General features: G+C 64.3%; 19 protein-coding genes, 1 tRNA gene and 1 other RNA gene. All 21 read left to right on the plus strand.

Features of this window, described 5'->3' with window-relative positions; genetic code table 11:
- The first annotated feature begins 19 nt into the window (after window positions 1-19).
- The 21 genes from murA (at window position 20) to C0617_RS10365 (ending at window position 19,425) form a co-directional block, all read left to right on the plus strand.
- On the plus strand, window positions 20-1,273 hold the full coding sequence (murA, locus tag C0617_RS10265; RefSeq protein ID WP_291316932.1) for a UDP-N-acetylglucosamine 1-carboxyvinyltransferase: 1,254 nt from the start codon (window positions 20-22) through the stop codon (window positions 1,271-1,273).
- Window positions 1,274-1,354: 81 nt separating this feature from the next.
- Window positions 1,355-2,017 (plus strand): ATP phosphoribosyltransferase, encoded by a 663-nt coding sequence (gene hisG / locus C0617_RS10270; RefSeq protein ID WP_291316933.1) that lies wholly within the window; start codon window positions 1,355-1,357, stop codon window positions 2,015-2,017.
- 34 nt (window positions 2,018-2,051) lie between these two features.
- Window positions 2,052-3,350, plus strand: a complete 1,299-nt coding sequence (gene hisD, locus C0617_RS10275; RefSeq protein WP_291316934.1) for a histidinol dehydrogenase — start codon at window positions 2,052-2,054, stop codon at window positions 3,348-3,350.
- A 74-nt stretch (window positions 3,351-3,424) separates the two neighbouring features.
- Window positions 3,425-4,015 (plus strand): imidazoleglycerol-phosphate dehydratase HisB, encoded by a 591-nt coding sequence (gene hisB, locus C0617_RS10280; protein ID WP_291316935.1) that lies wholly within the window; start codon window positions 3,425-3,427, stop codon window positions 4,013-4,015.
- 6 nt (window positions 4,016-4,021) lie between these two features.
- Complete coding sequence (gene hisH / locus C0617_RS10285) at window positions 4,022-4,648, plus strand: imidazole glycerol phosphate synthase subunit HisH (RefSeq protein ID WP_291316936.1); 627 nt, start codon at window positions 4,022-4,024, stop codon at window positions 4,646-4,648.
- Window positions 4,645-5,376: a 1-(5-phosphoribosyl)-5-[(5-phosphoribosylamino)methylideneamino]imidazole-4-carboxamide isomerase gene (hisA, locus tag C0617_RS10290; RefSeq protein ID WP_291316937.1), complete on the plus strand. Its 732-nt coding sequence runs from the start codon at window positions 4,645-4,647 to the stop codon at window positions 5,374-5,376. The genes hisH and hisA overlap by 4 nt, the downstream gene beginning before the upstream one ends.
- 300 nt (window positions 5,377-5,676) lie before the next feature.
- Entirely contained in the window at window positions 5,677-6,477 is an 801-nt protein-coding gene (gene hisF, locus C0617_RS10295; RefSeq protein ID WP_291316938.1) for an imidazole glycerol phosphate synthase subunit HisF, read from the plus strand.
- The gene (locus tag C0617_RS10300) at window positions 6,470-6,802 is read left to right on the plus strand and encodes a phosphoribosyl-ATP diphosphatase (protein WP_291316939.1); all 333 of its coding nucleotides are present in this window, start codon (window positions 6,470-6,472) and stop codon (window positions 6,800-6,802) included. The genes hisF and C0617_RS10300 overlap by 8 nt, the downstream gene beginning before the upstream one ends.
- Window positions 6,803-6,914: 112 nt before the next feature.
- Window positions 6,915-7,361, plus strand: a complete 447-nt coding sequence (locus tag C0617_RS10305) for a GatB/YqeY domain-containing protein (RefSeq protein ID WP_291316940.1) — start codon at window positions 6,915-6,917, stop codon at window positions 7,359-7,361.
- A gap of 28 nt (window positions 7,362-7,389) precedes the next feature.
- On the plus strand, window positions 7,390-7,878 hold the full coding sequence (locus C0617_RS10310) for a CvpA family protein (RefSeq protein ID WP_291316941.1): 489 nt from the start codon (window positions 7,390-7,392) through the stop codon (window positions 7,876-7,878).
- Window positions 7,879-7,908: 30 nt separating this feature from the next.
- Window positions 7,909-8,292: a hypothetical protein gene (locus tag C0617_RS10315; RefSeq protein ID WP_291316942.1), complete on the plus strand. Its 384-nt coding sequence runs from the start codon at window positions 7,909-7,911 to the stop codon at window positions 8,290-8,292.
- Between the two features lie 12 nt (window positions 8,293-8,304).
- A complete protein-coding gene (locus tag C0617_RS10320) occupies window positions 8,305-10,272 on the plus strand; it encodes an endonuclease MutS2 (RefSeq protein ID WP_291316975.1) in 1,968 nt (655 codons plus the stop codon).
- A complete protein-coding gene (gene dnaG, locus C0617_RS10325) occupies window positions 10,272-12,089 on the plus strand; it encodes a DNA primase (protein ID WP_291316943.1) in 1,818 nt (605 codons plus the stop codon). The genes C0617_RS10320 and dnaG overlap by 1 nt, the downstream gene beginning before the upstream one ends.
- A 22-nt stretch (window positions 12,090-12,111) precedes the next feature.
- Entirely contained in the window at window positions 12,112-13,893 is a 1,782-nt protein-coding gene (gene rpoD / locus C0617_RS10330) for an RNA polymerase sigma factor RpoD (RefSeq protein ID WP_365889190.1), read from the plus strand.
- 59 nt (window positions 13,894-13,952) lie between these two features.
- Window positions 13,953-14,028: transfer RNA gene (locus C0617_RS10335), tRNA-Ile, on the plus strand.
- A 110-nt stretch (window positions 14,029-14,138) separates the two neighbouring features.
- On the plus strand, window positions 14,139-15,266 hold the full coding sequence (locus tag C0617_RS10340; RefSeq protein ID WP_291316945.1) for a Nif3-like dinuclear metal center hexameric protein: 1,128 nt from the start codon (window positions 14,139-14,141) through the stop codon (window positions 15,264-15,266).
- A 66-nt stretch (window positions 15,267-15,332) separates the two neighbouring features.
- Window positions 15,333-16,043 (plus strand): C4-type zinc ribbon domain-containing protein, encoded by a 711-nt coding sequence (locus C0617_RS10345; RefSeq protein ID WP_291316946.1) that lies wholly within the window; start codon window positions 15,333-15,335, stop codon window positions 16,041-16,043.
- Between the two features lie 54 nt (window positions 16,044-16,097).
- Window positions 16,098-16,480: RNase P RNA component class A (gene rnpB / locus C0617_RS10350), an RNA gene on the plus strand.
- Between the two features lie 123 nt (window positions 16,481-16,603).
- Window positions 16,604-17,164, plus strand: a complete 561-nt coding sequence (locus tag C0617_RS10355; RefSeq protein WP_291316947.1) for a hypothetical protein — start codon at window positions 16,604-16,606, stop codon at window positions 17,162-17,164.
- 51 nt (window positions 17,165-17,215) lie between these two features.
- Complete coding sequence (locus C0617_RS10360; protein WP_291316948.1) at window positions 17,216-18,244, plus strand: TIGR00730 family Rossman fold protein; 1,029 nt, start codon at window positions 17,216-17,218, stop codon at window positions 18,242-18,244.
- Between the two features lie 176 nt (window positions 18,245-18,420).
- On the plus strand, window positions 18,421-19,425 hold the full coding sequence (locus C0617_RS10365; RefSeq protein WP_291316949.1) for a TAXI family TRAP transporter solute-binding subunit: 1,005 nt from the start codon (window positions 18,421-18,423) through the stop codon (window positions 19,423-19,425).
- Window positions 19,426-19,630: the final 205 nt, after the last annotated feature.

The raw sequence follows: 19,630 nt of genomic DNA on the forward strand, positions 1-19,630 counted from the left end.
GACTGCAACGGTTCTGGATTTGGAAAAAATCATCATACATGGCGGCCGGCGACTTCGGGGCGAAGTTCGTGTCAGCGGGGCCAAGAACGCCGCCCTGCCCCTGCTCTTCGCCACCCTGCTGGCGCCCGGAGTTCACCGGGTGGACAACGTCCCCCGGCTGCGCGATATCGCCACAGTGGAGAAGCTCCTCTCCACCCTCGGCGCAGGTGTCTCATGGAGGGACGACCTCTTCGAAGTGGAGGTCGGGGAGCTGCGCGAGGTGGAGGCCCCCTACGACTTGGTGCGCACCATGCGCGCCTCGGTCCTGGTGCTCGGCCCCCTGCTGGCCCGGCTCGGTCAGGCGCGGGTGAGCCTACCCGGCGGCTGCGCCATCGGCGCACGGCCCATCAACCTGCACCTGAAGGGCCTTGAAGCCATGGGCGCCCGGATCACCCTCGACCACGGCTACGTCGAGGCCAGGGCCAAGCGTCTGCATGGCGCCCGAATCTATTTCGACATCCCCACCGTGGGGGGGACCGAGAACCTGATGATGGCCGCATCCCTGGCGAAAGGGACCACCGTCCTGGAGAATGCCGCCTGCGAGCCGGAGATCGTCGATCTTGCCGAGGCCCTGAACAAGATGGGGGCCAGGGTCGAGGGAGCCGGCACCGAGACGGTGACCATCGAGGGGGTGGACGAGTTGCGGCCCCTGCGCCACACGGTTATGGCCGACCGCATCGAGGCCGGCACCTTCATGGTCGCCGCCGCCATCACCCGCGGCGACATCCGGGTGGAGGGGGCGGACCCGGCCCACCTGGGGGCGGTGATCAGCAAGTTGCGCGAGGCCGGAGCGGAGGTCATCGAGGAGCAGGGCGGGGTCCGGGTCAGGGGCCCTCGCCGAGTCCTTCCCGTTGACATCAAGACGATCCCCCACCCCGGGTTTCCCACCGACATGCAGGCCCAGTTCATGGCCCTCATGAGCCTCGGTTCGGGGACCAGCATCATCAACGAGAACGTTTTCGAAAACCGCTTCATGCACGTCTGCGAGTTGCAGCGAATGGGAGCCGACATCAGCATCGAGGGGCACATGGCCACCGTCAAGGGGGTCAGGGGACTGCTCGGCGCACCGGTCATGGCCACCGACCTGCGAGCCAGCGCCTGCCTGATTCTGGCCGGCCTGGCAGCGGAGAACACCACGGAGATTTCCAGGGTCTACCACCTGGACCGCGGATATGAGAGAATCGAGGAGAAGTTCAACTCTCTGGGCGCCGCCATCGAGCGGGTCAGGGAATAAGCCACTGACAAGTGAGGCGAGGCATGGATCCGGGTATTCACCCCCCACCTCGCCACGTTTCACGGGCATCGAGGGTTTGACATGAGCGACTACATCACTTTCGCCCTCCCGAAGGGGCGCATTATGCAGGACTCCATGGAGATGCTGGGCAAGATCGGCATCACCTGCCCCGAAATGGAGAAAGACAGCCGCAAGCTGGTCTTCGAAAACCGGGAAGACAGGTACCGGTTCATGGCGGTGCGCGCCACCGACGTGCCGACCTACGTGGAGTACGGCTGCGCCGACCTGGGGGTGGTGGGCAAAGACACCCTTCTCGAGCAGGGCAAGGACCTCTACGAGCCCCTCGACCTGAACTTCGGCTACTGCCGCATGGTGGTCGCCGAGCCCAAGGCGCTTCTCGGGGAGGACGATCCGGCCAACTGGTCCAATATCCGGGTGGCCACCAAGTATCCCAACATCACTGAGGAGTACTTCGCCGCCAAGGGCATCCAGGTGGAGCTCATCAAGCTCTACGGTTCCATCGAGCTGGCGCCCCTGGTCGGGCTGGCCGAGCGGATCGTCGATCTGGTCTCCACGGGGGCGACGCTTCGGGACAACGGCATGGTGGAGGTGGAGACCATCGCCGAGGTCACCACCCGGCTGATCGTCAACCGGGCGAGCCTCAAAACAAAGCACCAGCGGATCACCCGGATCATCGAGGGGCTGGAGCAGGTGGTCGCCGAGCGGCCCACCATTTCGGTCTGAGTCCCCCGCCGGGGCAACGGGCGAGGAGCATGTCATGATTCGTACGCTGCGATTTTCAGATCCCGACTTCGAGGAGGCGTTCCGCCGCATCGTCGAGCGCGGGGAGACCGCCCAGGCCGGTGTTGAAGAGACCGTCCGGGAGATCATCGCCGAGGTGCGCCAAAGGGGGGACGAGGCCCTCATCGAGTACACGGGGCGCTTCGACCGGCAGGAACTGACCGCCGACACCCTGCGCGTCTCCGACGAGGAGATGGAGCGGGCCCTGGCCGCTGTCAGCAAAGAGTCCCTGGCGGTTCTCGAGCTGGCCACCCGGCGCATCGCCGCCTTCCACGAAAAGCAAAAGGAGAAGACCTGGCTCTCCACCGAGGAGGAGGACATCCTGCTCGGGCAGATGGTGCGGCCGCTCGACAAGGTCGGCATCTATGTTCCCGGGGGCAAGGCGGCCTACCCGTCTTCGGTGCTGATGAACGCCGTGCCGGCCAAGGTCGCAGGGGTCGAGCAGGTCGTGATGGTCGTGCCGATGCCGGGCGGGGAGGTCAACCCCCATGTCCTGGCGGCGGCCCACCTGGCCGGAGTCGATCAGATATTCAAGGTCGGCGGCGCCCAGGCGGTGGCGGCCCTGGCCTACGGCACGGCGAGCGTGCCGCGGGTCGACAAGATCACCGGACCCGGCAACATCTTTGTTGCGACGGCCAAGCAGATGGTCTTCGGCCAGGTCGACATCGACATGATCGCCGGCCCCAGCGAGATCCTTGTGATAAACGACGGTTCGGGAGAGCCGGCCCACATCGCCGCCGACCTCCTCTCCCAGGCCGAACACGACGAACTGGCTTCCTCCGTCCTCATCACCACCGAGGAGGGCTTCGCGCAGGCCGTGGCCGGCGAAGTGGAGAGACAACTGGGGGAGCTGCCCAGGGAGAGGATCGCCCGCCAGTCCATCGACAGCTACGGCGCCATCATCCTCGCCGCCAACCTCGACGAGGCGATCGCCTTTTCCAACCGCATCGCCCCCGAACACCTGGAGTTGGCCCTGGAGAACCCCTTCGAGGTGCTTCCCAGGATCCGCCACGCAGGCGCCGTCTTCATGGGGCACCACACCCCCGAGGCGGCCGGCGACTACCTGGCCGGCCCCAACCACACCCTGCCCACCGGCGGGACAGCCCGCTTCTTCTCCCCCCTGGGGGTCGATGACTTCGTCAAGAAGTCGAGTATCGTCTCCTTTACCCGCGGAGGGCTGGAGCGACTCGGCAGGGACATCGTGCACATCGCCGAACTGGAAGGGCTTAGCGCCCACGCCCGTTCGGTGTCGATAAGGCTGAAAGAGCAGTGTTAGGTTTCAAGTTTTAGGTTTTAGGTCGCTTAAAACTTAATACTCGTGACCCGAAACTGATTTTCCAGGAGGGAACCATGGCCCGCAGCGCCACCATCGACCGCAAAACCCAGGAAACCCAAATCCGCCTGACCCTGGAACTCGACGGCAAAGGAGAGAACCGGATCGTCTCCTGCGTCCCCTTTTTCGACCATATGCTGACGCAGGTGGCCAGGCACGGTTTCTTCGACCTGACGGTGGAGGCGCAGGGGGACATCGAGGTCGACGCCCACCACACCGTGGAGGACCTGGGGATCTGCCTCGGCGAGGCTTTCAAAAAAGCCCTCGGCGACAAGGCGGGCATCCGCCGCTACGGCCGGGGCACCATGCCGATGCACGAGGCCCTCGCCTCGGTGATCATCGACTTCTCAGGACGGCCCTTCCTGGTCTTCAACGTCGACATGCCCAAGGCCAAGGTCGGGGAGTTCGACACCGAGTTGGTGGAGGAGTTCTTCGTCGCCTTCTGCAACCACGCCGGAGCCAACATCCACGTCAACCTCGCCTACGGGGACAACCTGCACCACATCATAGAGGGAATCTTCAAGGCCTTCGGCCGCGCTCTCGACGAGGCCACGGGGTTCGACCCCCGGGTGGAAGGTGTTTTGTCGAGCAAGGGAAAGCTGGAATAGTTACCCATGATCAATATCATCGACTACGAAATGGGAAACCTGCGCAGCGTCGAGAAGGCCTTTGAGACCCTTGGCTTCGCTGCGCGGGTCAGCGCCGACCCGAAGGATATAGCAACAGCCGAAAAGGTTGTGTTGCCGGGGGTCGGATCCTTTCGCGATTGCATCCACAACCTGCGCGCCGGAGGTTTCGTCGAGCCCCTGATGGCCCATATCGAAGCGGGCAAGCCGATGCTCGGAATCTGCGTCGGCATGCAGATGCTCTTCGACGAAAGTGAGGAGTTCGGCCGTCACGAGGGGCTCGGCCTGATCCCGGGCAGGGTGGTGCGCTTCCCTTCCGGGATGGAAGAGGACGGCGAGCGGCTCAAGGTGCCGCACATGGGGTGGAACGACATCAGCCTGCGCAGCCCCTCGCCGCTCTTCGCCGGGGTGGAGGACAACAGCTTCGTCTACTTCGTCCACTCCTACTATTGCGCGGCACAGGACCCGGAGGTCGTCGCCGCCAGCTGCCGCTACGGCGAGGTCGAGTTCTGCGCCTCGGTCCGGCACGGCAACATCATGGCGACCCAGTTCCACCCGGAAAAGAGCCAAAGCATCGGCCTGAAAATTTTCAAGAACTTCGGAGATTTGCCATGATTATTCTGCCCGCGATCGATCTCAAGGAAGGACGCTGCGTCCGCCTGGAACAGGGGCTGATGGACAAGGACACGGTCTACAACGACGATCCTGCGGCCCAGGCGCGCATCTGGCAGGAGCAGGGCGGCGAACTGCTGCACATCGTCGACCTCGACGGCGCCTTTGCCGGCGTACCGAAGAACAAAGAGGCGATCAGGGCGATCGTCGAGGCGATCGACATTCCGTCTGAACTCGGCGGCGGCATTCGCGACATGCAGACGATCGAAGCCTACCTGGAGCTCGGCATCGACCGGGTCATCCTCGGGACCGTGGCCAAGGAGAATCCGGCCCTGGTGCAGGAGGCCTGCGCGAAGTATCCCGGCCGGATCGTCGTCGGCATCGACGCCAAGGACGGCCTGGTCGCGGTGCGAGGCTGGGCGGACGTCACCACGAAGCTGGCCACGGAGATGGCCAAGGAGATGGAAGGTTTCGGCGTCGAAGCGATCATCTACACCGATATCGCCCGCGACGGCATGATGCGGGGTCCGAACATCGCGGCGACCAGGGCGCTGGCCGAATCGATCGCCATCCCGGTGATCGCCTCCGGCGGCCTGTCCACCCTCGACGATATCCGCCGCCTGATGGCGATCGAAACCTCCGGCGTCACCGGCGTCATCACCGGCAAGGCGATCTACTCCGGGGCGATCGACCTGCGCGAAGCGGTCGCCTTGACCAAGGGGCAAATTTAACGGCGGACGTCAAAACCAAGCATCGTGTCTCACGCAAAGCCGCAAAGACGCCAAGAAATTCAAAGATCAAGTTCCATTATAGGTTTCCTTTGCGTCTTAGCGTCTTGAGTGAGCAAAGCGAACGAGCGTGAGGCCGATGTTGATTGCAAAACCATGACCCTGGCTTGCGCTAAGCCGCAAAGGGCGCCAAGGACGGCGACAAGCCCGAGTCTCAACGGTTTTCTTTTCGCCTTGCATCACCCCTTTGCGCCTCTGCGTTAAATCCTTGATTTTGGTTATTAATCCGGAAAAGGTGTTGAAATGCTGACAAAACGCATCATCCCCTGTCTCGATGTCAAGGACGGCCGCGTCGTCAAGGGCGTTAACTTCGTTGGACTGCGCGACGCCGGCGACCCGGTCGAGGCGGCCGAAGCCTACTGCGCGCAGGGCGCCGATGAGCTGACCTTTCTCGACATCACCGCCTCGAGCGACAAGCGGGGGATCATTCTCGACGTGGTGCGGCAGACCGCCGAGCGGGTCTTCATGCCCCTGACCGTCGGCGGCGGGGTGCGCGAGGTCGCCGATATCCGCAACCTGCTCAACGCCGGCGCGGACAAGGTTTCGATCAACACGGCCGCCGTTCACCGGCCCGAGTTCGTGCGCGAAGCGGCCGAGCGTTTCGGCTCGCAATGCATCGTCGTCGCCATCGACGCGCGTCGCGTGCCCGGTTCCGATCCCCTGCAATGGGAGGTCTACACCCACGGCGGCCGCAATCCGACCGGCATCGACGCCATCGAATGGGCGGTGCGGATGGCGGATTACGGCGCCGGAGAACTTCTGCTCACTTCGATGGATTGCGACGGCACCAAGGACGGTTACGACATTCCCCTGACCCGGGCCGTCAGCGATGCGGTGGGAATCCCGGTGATCGCCTCCGGCGGCGTCGGCAACTTGGAGCACATCCGCGAAGGGGTGGTCGAGGGAGGCGCCAGCGCAGCCCTGGCGGCCAGCATCTTCCATTTTCGAGAGTACACCATCCGCCAGTGCAAGGAGTACCTCGACCAGCACGGCGTGGCGGTGCGCCTCGATCGACTGGCTTTGACAGGGGACAACAATGAATGACGAACGAAGCGAAGATATCCTCGATGCCGTCTACCGGGTGATCCGGGAACGGCGCCAGAACCCCACCGAAAAATCCTATGTCGCCTCCCTGTACTACAAAGGGCTCGACAAGATCCTCGGCAAGGTCGGCGAGGAGGCCACCGAACTCGCTGTGGCGGGCAAGGGAGGCGACCCCGAGGAGATCGTCTACGAGGCGGCCGACCTCTTCTTCCACGTCCTGGTGCTGCTCGGCCATTACGACCTTCCTCCCGAGCGGATTTACGCCGAACTCAGGCGCCGCTTCGGCATGTCCGGGATCGAAGAAAAGCAAAGCCGCAACAAATAGCTTGACCCGCTCGTAAAAAAGAGATAGGTATGGAAATTTACTGCAGAGGGGCAGCGGGGGACCGCGTGCCCTCTTTTGCGTTTTTCTTGCCAACCAACCCGGGGCGGTATCCATGAACATTCAAGACAGCCTGATCGAAGCCATGAAGGCGGCCATGAAGGCCAAGGACGCCCTGCGCCTCGCCACCATCCGCCTCGCTCGGACGGCCATCAAAAATAAAGAGATCGAGCAGAGGTGCGAACTCGACGGGGCAGCGGCCATCGCCGTGCTGTCGACCCTGGTGAAGCAACGCAAGGAGTCGGCACAGCTTTATCGCGAGGGCGGTCGCCTGGAGTTGGCCGAGAAGGAAGAGCAGGAAGTCGCGGTACTTCAGGAGTTCCTTCCCTCCCAGTTGAGCGAGGACGAGATTCGGGCCCTCGTCGAGGAGGCGGTGGCCGAGACCGGCGCCTCCTCCATGAAGCAGATGGGTGCTGTCATGAAGATCGTCACCGGCAAGACCCGGGGCCGGGCCGACGGCCGCCTGGTCAGCGACTTGGTCAAGGCGCGCCTTACCGTTTAGGGCGCCGACCTGCAGGTAAGGAGGGAAGATGGGCGTTGTCGATATCGCCATCCTGGTATTGCTGGCGGTCTCCCTGATAAAGGGACTGTTGCGGGGCCTGCTCAAGGAGGTTTGCTCCCTGGCCGGGCTGGTTGTGGGGGGCTTTTTGGCCTTTCGCTTTCACGCGCCGCTGGCCGAGTGGATGATCCAGAGTTTTGACCTGCCGGCCAAACTCTGCGTGGTGGCCGCCTTCCTGGCCCTGTTCCTTTCGGCCCTGGTGGCCTTCTCGGCCCTCGGATTTCTGCTCTCGAGGCTTGTCAAGCTGGTCTTTCTCGGCGGATTCAACCGGGTGGCTGGCGGCCTGTTCGGCCTGGCCGAAGGGGTGCTGCTTCTGGCAGTTGTCCTCTACGGCCTCTCCTTCGCCAAATCCGAGACGGTCGCCGTCTTTCTTCGAGGATCGCAACTGGCTCCACCCTTCGTGAAACTCGGCGAGGCCGCTTTCCACGGCAGCCTCGAAACCTTTGCCGAGCGGCGCTAATCCGAACTCCCGGGACGTCCAGAAGCGTTGATGAACGAAAAGAGCCTCCGGGTTCTGGAATACGACAAGGTCAAGGACCTGCTTGCAGGGTTCACGATCACCGATCCCGGCAGGGAGAAGGCTGAGGCCATCGCCCCCCTCGGGAGCCGGGAGGAGGTTGTCGAGACCCTCTCCGAGGTCACGGAAACGATGGCCCTGCTGAAGGAGGCCGGCCGCCCCCCCGTGGGGGGATGCCAGGACCTGCGCCCTTACCTGAGACAGGTCCGGGCCGAAGGGGCATGGCTGTCGCCGACGGCTCTGCTGGAGGTGCTCTCCAGCGTGGAGGCGGCCCGGGATTGCCGTCGCCACTTCAGCGGCCACGACCGGGCCCCGCGGCTCGCCGCCCTGAGCGGCCGGCTGAACCCCCTCAAGTAACTGGGGCAGGCCCTGCGCGAAAGCATCGGGGCCCGCGGCGAGGTCCTGGACAGCGCCTCGCCCGAACTGGGGGATCTGCGCAGACAGACTCTCGTACTGCGGAGCCGGATCCGCAGAGCCCTGGAGGATCTCCTCGTCTCGGAGAGACTGGCCGCCGCCTTTCAGGATCGGATCATTACCGAGCGGGGCGGACGCTACGTGGTTCCGCTTCGGGCCGACCACCGCGGCCAGGTCAAGGGCTTCATCCACGACGAGTCGGCCAGCGGCCAGACCCTGTACCTGGAGCCGGTTGCAGTCCTGGAACGGAACAACGAACTGCAGGCGTTGCAGCGCCAGGAGCAGCGGGAGGTCGAGAGGGTCCTGCGCCGCCTCTCCAGGGCGGTGCGCCAGGCGTCCGCGGAGCTCGGGGAGAACCAGGAGGTCCTGGCCCGGCTCGACCTGCTCTCTGCGGCCGGGCAATTCGCCCTGCGCAGCGGCGGCGTTGCACCGCAACTGGCCGAGGGGCCGGTGGTCGAACTGAGGCAGGCGCGCCATCCCCTGCTCCTCTTTACCGGTGACGGCTCGCCCCGGGATCGTCCTGCCGTGCCGGTCGACCTGCTCCTGGGCGAGGATTCCGACACCCTGGTGATCAGCGGACCCAACACCGGCGGCAAGACCGTGGCGCTGAAAACTGCGGGGCTGCTCGTACTGATGGTGCGCTCCGGGTTGCCCGTTCCCTGCCGACCCGACAGCCGGGTCGGGCTCTTCGGCAAGGTGTTCGCCGACATCGGCGACGAACAGAGCATCGAAGAGGACCTGTCCACCTTTTCCGGGCACCTGACCCGCATCGGACAGATCCTGGAGCAGGCCGACGGCGATTCCCTGGTACTGCTCGACGAGGCCGGCACCGGCACCGACCCGGCCGAGGGCGGAGCCCTGGCCATGGCGGTACTCGACTCCCTGCGCGACAGGGGGGCGCGAACCATCGTCACCACCCACCTCAACCTGGTCAAAGGCTACGCCCAGATCGAAACCGGGGTGGAGAACGCGGCGGTGGAGTTCGACGAGCAGACCCTCGCCCCGACCTACCGGCTGCACTACGGCATTCCCGGAGCGAGCAGCGCCTTTACCATCGCCCGCCGCCTCGGCCTGCCCGAGGACGTGCTCGAGCGGGCGGGGGGCTACCTTCGGGACGAGGAGCGCGAGGGGCTGAACCTGCTGGAGAGGCTCAACCGGCTGCGCAAGGAACTGGAGCAGGACCGGGTCGAGGCGGCCGAACTGCGCCGCCGCGCTCACCAGGAGCGTGAGCGGCGCAAGGCGCTGCTCACGGAGCTGGAGGAAAAGAAGCGGGGCATCCTGGAGAAAGCGACCCGGCGCGGCGAACAGATGGTGCGCGAGACCGAGGGCCGCCTCAAGACACTCCTGAAAGAGGCCGGCGCCGCTGCTCCGGACACCGCCGCCAAGGCCCGCATCGGGGGCGAGTTCAGGGACGTGCGGGAAGACCTGGCCCGCCGCCGTCCCGCCCCGCCCCGCCGGGGGCTGGTCCCGAAGGAAGTCGCGGTCGGGGAGATCCTGCGCGTACCCGCCCTGGGGGCCGAGGCGGAAGTAGCCCGGGTGCAGGGCAAAGAGGCGGAACTGCTGGTGCAGGGCAAGAAACTGCGCCTGCTCCTGGCCGACCTTGAGCAGTTCAGCCCCCGCCGCTTCCGGGGCAAAGCCCCAGCGAGCAGGGTGCGCAGCGCGGTGACCCGGGACGTATTCAACCCCAGGTTGATGCTGGTGGGCCAGCGGGCCGAGGACGCCCTGCTGTTGCTCGACCGATTTCTGGACGATGCCCTGTTGCAGGGGCAAGAACAGCTGGAAGTGGTGCATGGCGCCGGCGAAGGCATTCTGCGCCGGGTGGTCCGCGACTACCTGGGCGGACACCGGGCGGTAAAGGCCTTTCATGCCGCCGACCTGGCTCACGGCGGGAACAACGTAACGGTCGTGGAGTTGAGAGGGTAATGGCGGGACGGATACCGGAGGAGAAGGTTGACGAGATCCGTGAACGCACCGACATCGTCGAGGTGGTCTCCTCCTACATGCCCCTGAAGCGCTCGGGGGCCAACCACCAGGGACTGTGTCCGTTCCACTCGGAGAAGACCCCCTCCTTCAACGTCAACGCTCCCCGGCAGATCTTCCACTGCTTCGGCTGCGGGGTCGGGGGAAACGTCTTCTCCTTCCTGATGAGAATGGAGGGGCTCTCCTTTCCCGAAGCGGTGCGCCGGCTTGGAGAGCGGGTCGGCATCGAGGTCGAGGAACAGCGCCTGACCCCTGCCGAGGAGCAACGCCGCCAGGAGCGGGACCGGCTGTCGAGGGTCAACGAGGTGGCCGCCGAATTCTACCACCAGATTCTTCTCGAGGACCCTCAGGGGGGACCGGCCCGCCGCTATCTCAAGCAGCGAGGCTACGGCGGAGAGACGGCGCGCGCCTTTCAGCTCGGCTTCGCTCCGGCGGAGTGGGAGGGCCTCGCCCGGCATCTGGAGGGCAAGGGGTTCGACCCCAAGGTGGCACGGCAGCTGGGACTTATCCGCGAGGGGCGCCAGGGTCGGGGGGACTACGACCTTTTCCGCAACCGGCTGATCTTTCCCATCCAGGACGCGTCCGGGCGGGTGGCGGCTTTCGGAGGCAGAGTCCTCGACGACAGCCTCCCCAAGTACATCAACTCTTCCGAGTCCCCCCTTTACCACAAAGGGCAGGTCCTCTACGGCCTGTTCCAGGCCAAGGAGGAGATGAGGCGGCGGGACGAAGTGGTGGTGGTGGAGGGATATTTCGACCAACTCGCCCTGCACCGGGCCGGATTCGGCCATGCCGTGGCGACCTGCGGAACCGCCCTCACCGAGGAGCACGGCAGACTCCTGAAACGCTATGCGAAGCGGGTGGTCCTTCTGTTCGACCAGGACCGGGCCGGCCAGCAGGCGACCTTCCGGGCGATGGACGTTCTGCTCGGCCAGGGGCTGACCGTGGCCGTGGCCGCACTGGAGGCGGGGGAGGACCCCGACTCCTTTCTCCAGCGCCACGGGGACGAGGGCTTCGCGAAGAGACTGGAGGAGGCGCGGCCGGTCTTCGAGGCCTACACGGACGCGGTCTTTGCCGCCCGGGGCGACAGCATCGAGGGCAAAGCGCGGGCCGCCGAGGAGGTGGCCGGCAAGATGCGGCTCCTGTCCAGCGACATCGAGCGCGGCCTTTACCTGAAGGCGCTGGCCGAGCGCACCGGCCTGGACGAGTCGCTGCTTCGAACCAAAATGCAGCGGCCGAATCAAAAACCGGCGGCCGTCCCGCCCCGGCCCGCCGCCCCCGCCGGGGCCGCGGCTCCCCGGGAAGAGGGAGGCCCGCCCCGCCAGCGCCCGAAAGAGTCCAAGGCCCAGGCTTGGCTGCTGCAGCTGATGGCCGTCGATGCAGGTGTGCGCGGGAGGGTCGGCAAGGAAGGGGCCGGGGAGCTGTTCATCGGCCCGGACCACCGGGCCGTGGCCGAGGCGATGCTGGAATGTTCCCCGTTCAGCCTGGAGGGCCTGCTCCACGGAGAACGCCTCAGCGAGGACCAAAAGGCGATTGTATCGGGTATTCTTATAAAGGATGACGGGGCTTTTGCCGATAACGCAGAAGAGCTTTTCGAGGGCTGCCGCCGGGCGACGGAAAAGACACGCCTCAAGCTCCGCTGCGACGAACTGAAAAAGCTTATGCGACAGACCGAGCAGGAAGGCGATTGGGAACGCCACGCGGAACACCAGAGGGAATTCTTCGATATTCGAAAACGGCTTGAAGCCCCGGCCAAGAAATAAAGATAGATCCCCGTCGGGGGGAATCGAGAGGAGAAAAACCGGCATGTCCAAGAAAAACAGCATGGAAGAAGTGCAACAGCTCATCGACCTGGGGAAGGAAAAGGGGTACCTCACCTATGATGAGGTCAATGACATCCTTCCCGCGGACATGGTCTCTTCCGACCAGCTGGACGATGTCATGAGCATGTTCGGCGAAATGGATATAGAGGTCGTCGACTCGGAGCAGAAGATCGCCCTGCGCAAGGAGCAGGTCCTCGAGGATGACGGCTCGGACAACGATGAGGAAGAGGAGGAGGCCGAGTTCGAGGCCGGAACCCTGGGTCGCACCTCCGACCCTGTCCGCATGTACCTGCGGGAGATGGGCCAGGTCTCCCTCCTGACCAGGGAAGGCGAGGTGGAGATCGCCAAGCGCATCGAAGAGGGTGAGGCGCTGGTGACCCGGGTCATCATGAAGACCCCCATCGCCTTCAAGGAAGTCATCTCCCTGGGCGAACGGCTGACCAGGGGGCAGATCAGCGTCGCCGAAATCACCAAAGAGTTCGAAGAGGAAGAAGGAAGCGAAGAAGAGGAGAAGCAGAGTCATCGCGTCCTCGAACTGGTGGCCAAGATCTGCGAACAGGAAAGCCGCCTCATGACGCTGCGCGAAGAGCAGAGTGGCAAGAGCGGCGAGGAGCGCAAAGCCCTGGACAAGGAGTGCCGGAACCTCAAGGGGGAAATCGCCGAGCTCATGCGCCAGATCCGGCTGAAGGATTTCCAGGTCGCCAAGATTGTCGACCGGCTCAAGGAGTTGGCCAAGCAGGTCAAGAAGGGCATGGCCGAGATCAAGGCCTGCGAGGGGGAGCTGAAGCAGCCCCACAAGGAGATCAAGCGACTGCTGCGCCGGATGCGCAAAAGCGATGCGGAGGCGAAAAAGGTTTCCGAGGAGCTCGGGGTTCCCATGGAGTCCCTGCTCGTGGTGGAGAAGCGCCTGAAGAGCGCCCAGCGCAAATTCAAGAAGGTCGAAGAGGAGTCGGGCTTCGCCCCCGAGGAACTCCTCGAGTCCCTCAAGGAGGTCCACAAGGGGGAGTACCGGGCGTCCCAGGCCAAGTCCGAACTGGTTGAAGCGAACCTGCGCCTCGTGGTCTCCATCGCCAAGAAGTACACCAACCGCGGCCTGCAGTTCCTCGACCTGATCCAGGAGGGGAACATCGGCCTGATGAAGGCGGTGGACAAGTTCGAGTACCAGCGCGGCTACAAGTTCTCCACCTACGCCACCTGGTGGATCCGCCAGGCCATTACCCGAGCCATCGCCGACCAGGCCCGCACCATCCGCATTCCGGTGCACATGATCGAAACGATCAACAAGCTGATCCGGACCAGCCGCCAGCTCGTGCAGGAAATGGGGCGCGAGCCGGTCCCCGAGGAGATCGCCGAGCGGATGGAACTCCCCCTGGAGAAGGTCCGCCGGGTGCTCAAAATCGCCAAAGAGCCGATCAGCCTCGAAACCCCTATCGGCGAGGAGGAGGACTCCTCCCTCGGCGACTTCATCGAGGACAAGGGGGTGATCTCTCCCCTCGAGGCGGTCATCAAGGGCAACCTCTCCGACCAGACAGCCAAGATCCTCTCGACCCTGACCCCGCGGGAAGAGAAGGTACTGCGCATGCGCTTCGGCATCGGGGAGAAGTCGGACCATACCCTCGAGGAGGTGGGACAGGACTTCTCCGTCACCCGGGAGCGCATCCGGCAGATCGAGGCCAAGGCCCTGCGCAAATTGCGCCACCCGAGCCGGGCCCGGCGCCTGAAGAGCTTTCAGGAGACGACCTGACGCCCCGCAATAGGCCTTGACAGGCCAGGGCCAAAACCATAAACTGAAGCTTCTTGTTTGGGCCTATAGCTCAGCTGGCAGAGCCACCGGCTCATAACCGGTCGGTCCCAGGTTCGAATCCTGGTGGGCCCACCACCAAGGAGCGAAATGAGTCCAGAACTCATGCCGATATGTCACAAATCACTGTTAGCCCAGAGTGCGACGACACCAGAGTTGCACTCTCTTTTTTTCCGCCCCCGGAGAGCATGAAAAGGGAGTCTGTCGTTCGCATTCAGTACCTGGTCGGTCTGGTCCACGCCCTCTATCCCCCGGCGCTTGCCGAAGAGTGGGACAATGTCGGACTCCAGGTGGGGGACCCCGCCGCCCCGGTCGAGCGGGCCCTGATCTGCCTCGACCCCACGGAACGAGCCCTGGACGCGGCCTCTGAGGCCGGCGCCAAGCTCCTGATCACCCACCATCCCCTCATTTTCAAGCCCCTCAAGAGCCTGGTCCCCATTGACGCCACCGGGCGTTTCCTGTTCCGCGCCGTACGCGAAGGGATCGGGGTACTGAGTGTCCACACCAACCTCGACCGTGCCGCCGGGGGCCTCAACGACTGGCTCGCCGACCGGGTGGGACTGGACCAGAGGCGGCCGCTCCTGTCCGCCGCCGGCGACCTTCACAAGCTGGTTGTTTTCGTCCCGGCGGGCCACGAGGACTCGGTCGCCGAGGCCCTGTTCTCCGCGGGAGCCGGCAGGGTCGGGAACTACGACCGCTGTTCCTTTCGCTCCGCGGGGACGGGAAGCTTCCGCCCCGGGCCCGGCACCCGGCCCTTTCGGGGAAGGGTGGGCGAGGACGAACGGGCCGAGGAGGTCCGCCTGGAGACAATTCTCCCCCGGGAGGGCCTGAACCGCGCGGTAACCAAAATGATCAAGGTCCACCCCTACGAGGAGGTGGCCTACGACCTGATCCCCCTTGGCAACCGCCGCGGCGATGTGGGACTGGGGCGGATCGGCCGCCTCGCCGAGGCGACCACCCTGGGGGTGTTCGCCGAGCGGGTCAAGAAGGCCCTCGGCGCGCCGGCCCTGCGGCTGGTGGGAGAGCCCGGAAGGAAAATCCGCAAGGTGGCCCTGTGCGGAGGAAGCGGCGCCTCGGTCCTCGCCGAGGCGGCCCGGCAGGGAGCCGACCTGTTGCTCACCGGGGACGTCAAGTACCACGAGGCCCAGAGCGCCGAAAACCAGGGGGTGGCCATCATCGATGCCGGGCATTTCGCCACTGAACACCTGATGGTCAAGGGACTGGCCAGAGCCCTCGGGAAGGCGGCGGAAACGCGCCGCATCACTGTCGAATTTCTGGAAATGGAGGGGGAGCAGGACCCGTTTCGGGTGATCTGAGTCCCCCTTTTCTTTACACTCTAACAAGGCCGTCGATACCACAGGAAGCGGATGGGAGGTACACAGGTGCAAGAAAAGATGGGACTGCTCATCGAGCTGCAGGAACTCGATCGTGAAATGATCAAAACGCGCGAGAACCGACGGGAATTCGAAACTGAACAGGCTTCGCTCGCTGCCGAACTGGAAACGGTGCAGTCCATGTTGGACAGTCTGGTAGACGAGATCGAGGCCCTTCAGGCCCAGCACAAAGAGCTGAGGCAGGCTCTGGAGATAGAGCAGGCCAACATCGAGAAGGCCGAGGGAAGGCTCCCCGCCATCAAGACCCAGAAGGAGTACGTCGCGGTCCTGAAGGAGGTTGACACCGCCAAGAAGCTCAACAAGGAGATTCAGGACCGGATCGAGGCCAAGAACGCCGAGATCGAGGTCCTCGACAAGGATCGACAGGAGAAGTCGGGCGAAGTGGAGACCATCGCCTCCAGGGTGAAGTCCCGCAACGCGGAGATCGCATCTTCCCTGGCCGATTACGACCAGGTTCTGGGCGAGTCGGACGGCAAAAGAAAAGTCCTGCTCGACCAGATTCCGTCTTCGATGCGCAAGCGCTACCAGATGCTTCTCGATCGACGCGGCGGCCTGGCCGTGGTCGAGGCGCGCAGAGGCACCTGCCTCGGCTGCAACATGCACCTGCCGCCGCAGTTGTTCAACAGCCTTCTGCGAAGAAACGAGATCTACACCTGTCCCCACTGCAACCGACTCCTCTATGTTCACCAGGAGCAGTAAGGCGAAGGGCCCTTTTCCTACCGGGGCGACAAGGGTACAATGACAATTGTGGTCGAAGAAGGCCAGATGATCGCCGGCCCCTTCGGGGGCGGGAGGAAAGTCCGGGCTCCGCAGAGCAGGATGGTCCTTAACGGGGACCGGGGGCGACCCTAGGGAAAGTGCCACAGAGAGCAGACCGCCCGCCCAAGCTTCGGCCACGGCGGGTAAGGGTGAAAGGGTGAGGTAAGAGCTCACCAGTTCCGGCGGCGACGCCGGAAGCTAGGCAAACCCCATCCGGAGCAAGGCCAAATAGGGGAGCGTTCGAGGGCGGCTCGTCCGAGGCTCCCGGGTTAGGCTGCTTGAGGCCGTCGGCAACGGCGGTCCTAGAGGAATGATCATCGCCCCGTTCCGGGCAACCGGTGCGGGGAACAGGACCCGGCTTACGGCCTTCTTCGGCCACTTTTTTAAGCCAAACGGCGCAACCGCTTTCCGGCTGTGCCGTTTGTTTTTTCCACCAGAGCGCCGGGGTCCCCATCGAGCTCCGGCGCCCGACCGGCCAGGACCGTGAAGGGGTCTGCGACATGACTGAATGTCCCCACAGCCTGCTCTCGACCTGGCGCAACGCGGTGGAGCGCGTAACGGCCGAGTTGGCCCGCCAGGTTCAAACCGAGGAGGCCTGGATGTCTCCCCGCCTTGAGCGCATTGCTGCTGTGCAGCGGCAGATCCACGAGCTCTTTTCGGCGGCCGAGGGACAGGAGTGCTGCCGCGGCTGCGGGGGGCTGTGCTGCGACCGGGGCAAAAACCACCTGTCCCTGGTCAACCTGCTCGGCTTCCTGTGTTCCGGCCAGTCCCCCCCTGAGCCCGATTTCACACGCCCCTGTCCCTTTCTCGGAGAGGGCGGGTGCCGGCTCGACCCGGGGCGGCGCCCTTTCAACTGCGTCACCTTTATCTGCGAAGAGGTCGAGGCGCGCATGGCGCCTGCGGACCGGGAGGCCTTCTACCGACTCGACGCCGACCTGAGACGGCTGTACGGGGAGTTCGACGGGCGCTACGCCGGCTCCAGCCCCCGCGGCCTGTTCATACGACTGGCCCGCCTCGGAGACGCTCCCCTGCTGGCCCGCGACGGGCGGGAGCAGGGATAGCCACGGCACCGTGAGAGGCCCCGCGGGGCCGGATACGAGAGAGGGATATCGATGAAACTGAATTTCAGCCGATCCAACAACGAACTCGACGAACTGATCGACGACATCCTGCGCATGACGGTGGTCAACCACCCCGGCATTATCCGGGAGATGATCATCACCGCCCTCAAGGCCGGCCAGGAGACCGACTACCTGGCCGACCTCAAGCTGATGCGCACCACCATGAAGGAGATGCGCTATACCAACAAGGTGTTCTGTCCTCACCGGGACCGAATGAAGGTGACCATCTTCGGCTCGGCCCGGACCAGCCCGGAAGAGCCGATCTACCAGAAATGCGTGACCTTCTCCCGGATGCTTGCCGAACGGGGCTTCATGGCCATTACCGGCGGCGGGGGAGGCATCATGCAGGCCGGCAACGAGGGCGCGGGAGCTGAGAACTCCTTCGCGGTGAACATCCGCCTCCCCTTCGAGCAAGAGACCAACCCGGTAATGAACGGCAGCCGCAACGTCATCACGTACAAATACTTCTTCAACCGCAAGGTGGCCTTTCTCAAGGAGGCCCAGGCGGTTGTCCTCTTCCCCGGCGGGTTCGGCACCCTCGACGAGGCGATGGAGACCCTGACCCTGATTCAGACGGGCAAGAACCCCCCTATTCCCCTGGTGCTCATCGACGACGACCAGGGGGACTACTGGGAGAAATGGTTCCACTTCATCAAGGAGACCCTGCTCAAGCGGGGGCTGATCTCCGGTGAAGATTTCAGCCTCTTCTCCGTCACTCGCGACCCGGCCGAGGCGGTGCGGATCATCGAGGACTTCTACCGGATCTACCACTCCAGCCGTTTTGTCGGAGATACCCTGGTCATTCGCCTCAACCGCCCCCTGACCGCCGAGCAATTGGACATCCTGGAAAAGGAGTTCCACGAGATCATCGAGCCCGGCAGCTCCCTTCGGATTACCGGTCCCCTCCCCGAAGAATTGGACCAGCCCGACCTCGTTCACCTGCCGCGTCTCAGCTTCGAATTCAACCATCACAGCTACGGCCTGCTCAAAGCCTTTATCCGCAGGATCAACGCTTTCTAGGCTGCCTCCGCTCAACTCCTAGACCCTTCAAAAGGGAGCCCGCCGGGCTCCCTTTTTTCATGAAACCTTGACAGGCCCTGCCGTTCTGGTAAGTTTCTCATGAAATTCACCTCGCCGGGGTCTTGATCAAACGCACGCTCCCCGGCCCTTCAGAAGGCCATCACCAGGAGGATATTATGAGAACAGGCGCAGTGCTGGCCATCGTCGCCTTTCTGCTGTTCGGGTGCAAGGGAGAGCAACAGGCGACAGTCGAAGCCCCGGACGCGCAGAAATCCGCCGCCATGCGATTCGCCACCATCGGGACGGGGGGAGTCACCGGAGTTTACTACCCCACCGGGGGCGCCATCAGCAAAATGGTCAATAAGAAGGCCAAGGAATACCGCCTGCGGGCGACCGTGGAGTCGACCGGCGGTTCAGTCTTCAACGTAAACGCGATCATGACCGGGGACCTGGAGTTCGGCATCGTTCAGTCCGACCGTCAATACCAGGCCTACCACGGGCGAGCGGACTGGGACGGGAACCCACAGCAGAGACTGCGCGCCGTCTTCTCCATCCATCCCGAGTCGGTGACCCTGGTCGCGGCCGTGGACAGCGGCATCCAGACTCTCGCCGAGCTCCGGGACAAGACCGTCAGCATCGGCAACCCCGGCTCCGGCCAGCGGGGCAATGCCGGCGACCTCTTCGAGGCGGCCGGCATCGACCCGGAAAACGATTTTCGGGCCGAGGGACTCAAGGCCGCCGAATCGGCCGGGATGCTTCAGGACGAACGCATCGACGCCTACTTTTATACCGTCGGCCACCCCAACGGGTCGGTCAAGGAAGCAGTCGCCGGGGCCCGCAAGGTCCGTTTCGTCCCGGTGGACGAGGCGACCGTCGCCAAACTGACCGCCCGGTTCCCCTACTATGCGCCCTCGCTCATTCCGGTCGAGTTCTACCCCGGAGTCGCCAACGAGGCCGACGTGCCGACCTTCGGGGTCAAGGCGACCCTCTGCACCTCGGCCGACGTGCCCGAGGACGTCGTCTACGCAGTCACCAAGGAGGTCTTCGAGAACTTCGACGAGTTCAAGGGCCTCCACCCCGCTTACAAGGTCCTGACCAAAAAGTCCATGCTCCAGGGGCTCAGTGCCCCCCTGCACCCGGGGGCGGAGCGGTATTTCAAAGAAGCGGGGCTGATGGAGTAAAGGGATAGAGGGGGTAGGCGATGCGGACCCCTGCTTTTTTTCTTCCTGGGGCCGGCGAAACTGTCCCCTCGCTTTGAATTGAAGGGGAAAGCGGGGACTCGCCCCCGCAGGGGGCCAGGGGATTGCCCGCCCAATTCCCTGGCCCCCTGTGCGTCCCCAACGCCTTGCCCGCCCTCGCCTCGCGAGGGCGGTTTCCCTCCGCTGC

It is taken from the genome of Desulfuromonas sp. (genome assembly GCF_002868845.1).
Classification (GTDB): Bacteria; Desulfobacterota; Desulfuromonadia; order Desulfuromonadales; family BM501; genus BM501.

Coding starts and splice junctions, on each gene's coding strand:
- hisG (WP_291316933.1), top strand. CDS start 1,355: ATGAGCGACTACATCACTTTCGCCCTCCCGAAGGGGCGCATTATGCAG.
- hisD (WP_291316934.1), top strand. CDS start 2,052: ATGATTCGTACGCTGCGATTTTCAGATCCCGACTTCGAGGAGGCGTTC.
- hisB (WP_291316935.1), top strand. CDS start 3,425: ATGGCCCGCAGCGCCACCATCGACCGCAAAACCCAGGAAACCCAAATC.
- hisH (WP_291316936.1), top strand. CDS start 4,022: ATGATCAATATCATCGACTACGAAATGGGAAACCTGCGCAGCGTCGAG.
- hisA (WP_291316937.1), top strand. CDS start 4,645: ATGATTATTCTGCCCGCGATCGATCTCAAGGAAGGACGCTGCGTCCGC.
- hisF (WP_291316938.1), top strand. CDS start 5,677: ATGCTGACAAAACGCATCATCCCCTGTCTCGATGTCAAGGACGGCCGC.
- C0617_RS10300 (WP_291316939.1), top strand. CDS start 6,470: ATGAATGACGAACGAAGCGAAGATATCCTCGATGCCGTCTACCGGGTG.
- C0617_RS10305 (WP_291316940.1), top strand. CDS start 6,915: ATGAACATTCAAGACAGCCTGATCGAAGCCATGAAGGCGGCCATGAAG.
- C0617_RS10310 (WP_291316941.1), top strand. CDS start 7,390: ATGGGCGTTGTCGATATCGCCATCCTGGTATTGCTGGCGGTCTCCCTG.
- C0617_RS10315 (WP_291316942.1), top strand. CDS start 7,909: ATGAACGAAAAGAGCCTCCGGGTTCTGGAATACGACAAGGTCAAGGAC.
- dnaG (WP_291316943.1), top strand. CDS start 10,272: ATGGCGGGACGGATACCGGAGGAGAAGGTTGACGAGATCCGTGAACGC.
- C0617_RS10340 (WP_291316945.1), top strand. CDS start 14,139: ATGAAAAGGGAGTCTGTCGTTCGCATTCAGTACCTGGTCGGTCTGGTC.
- C0617_RS10355 (WP_291316947.1), top strand. CDS start 16,604: ATGACTGAATGTCCCCACAGCCTGCTCTCGACCTGGCGCAACGCGGTG.
- C0617_RS10360 (WP_291316948.1), top strand. CDS start 17,216: ATGAAACTGAATTTCAGCCGATCCAACAACGAACTCGACGAACTGATC.
- C0617_RS10365 (WP_291316949.1), top strand. CDS start 18,421: ATGAGAACAGGCGCAGTGCTGGCCATCGTCGCCTTTCTGCTGTTCGGG.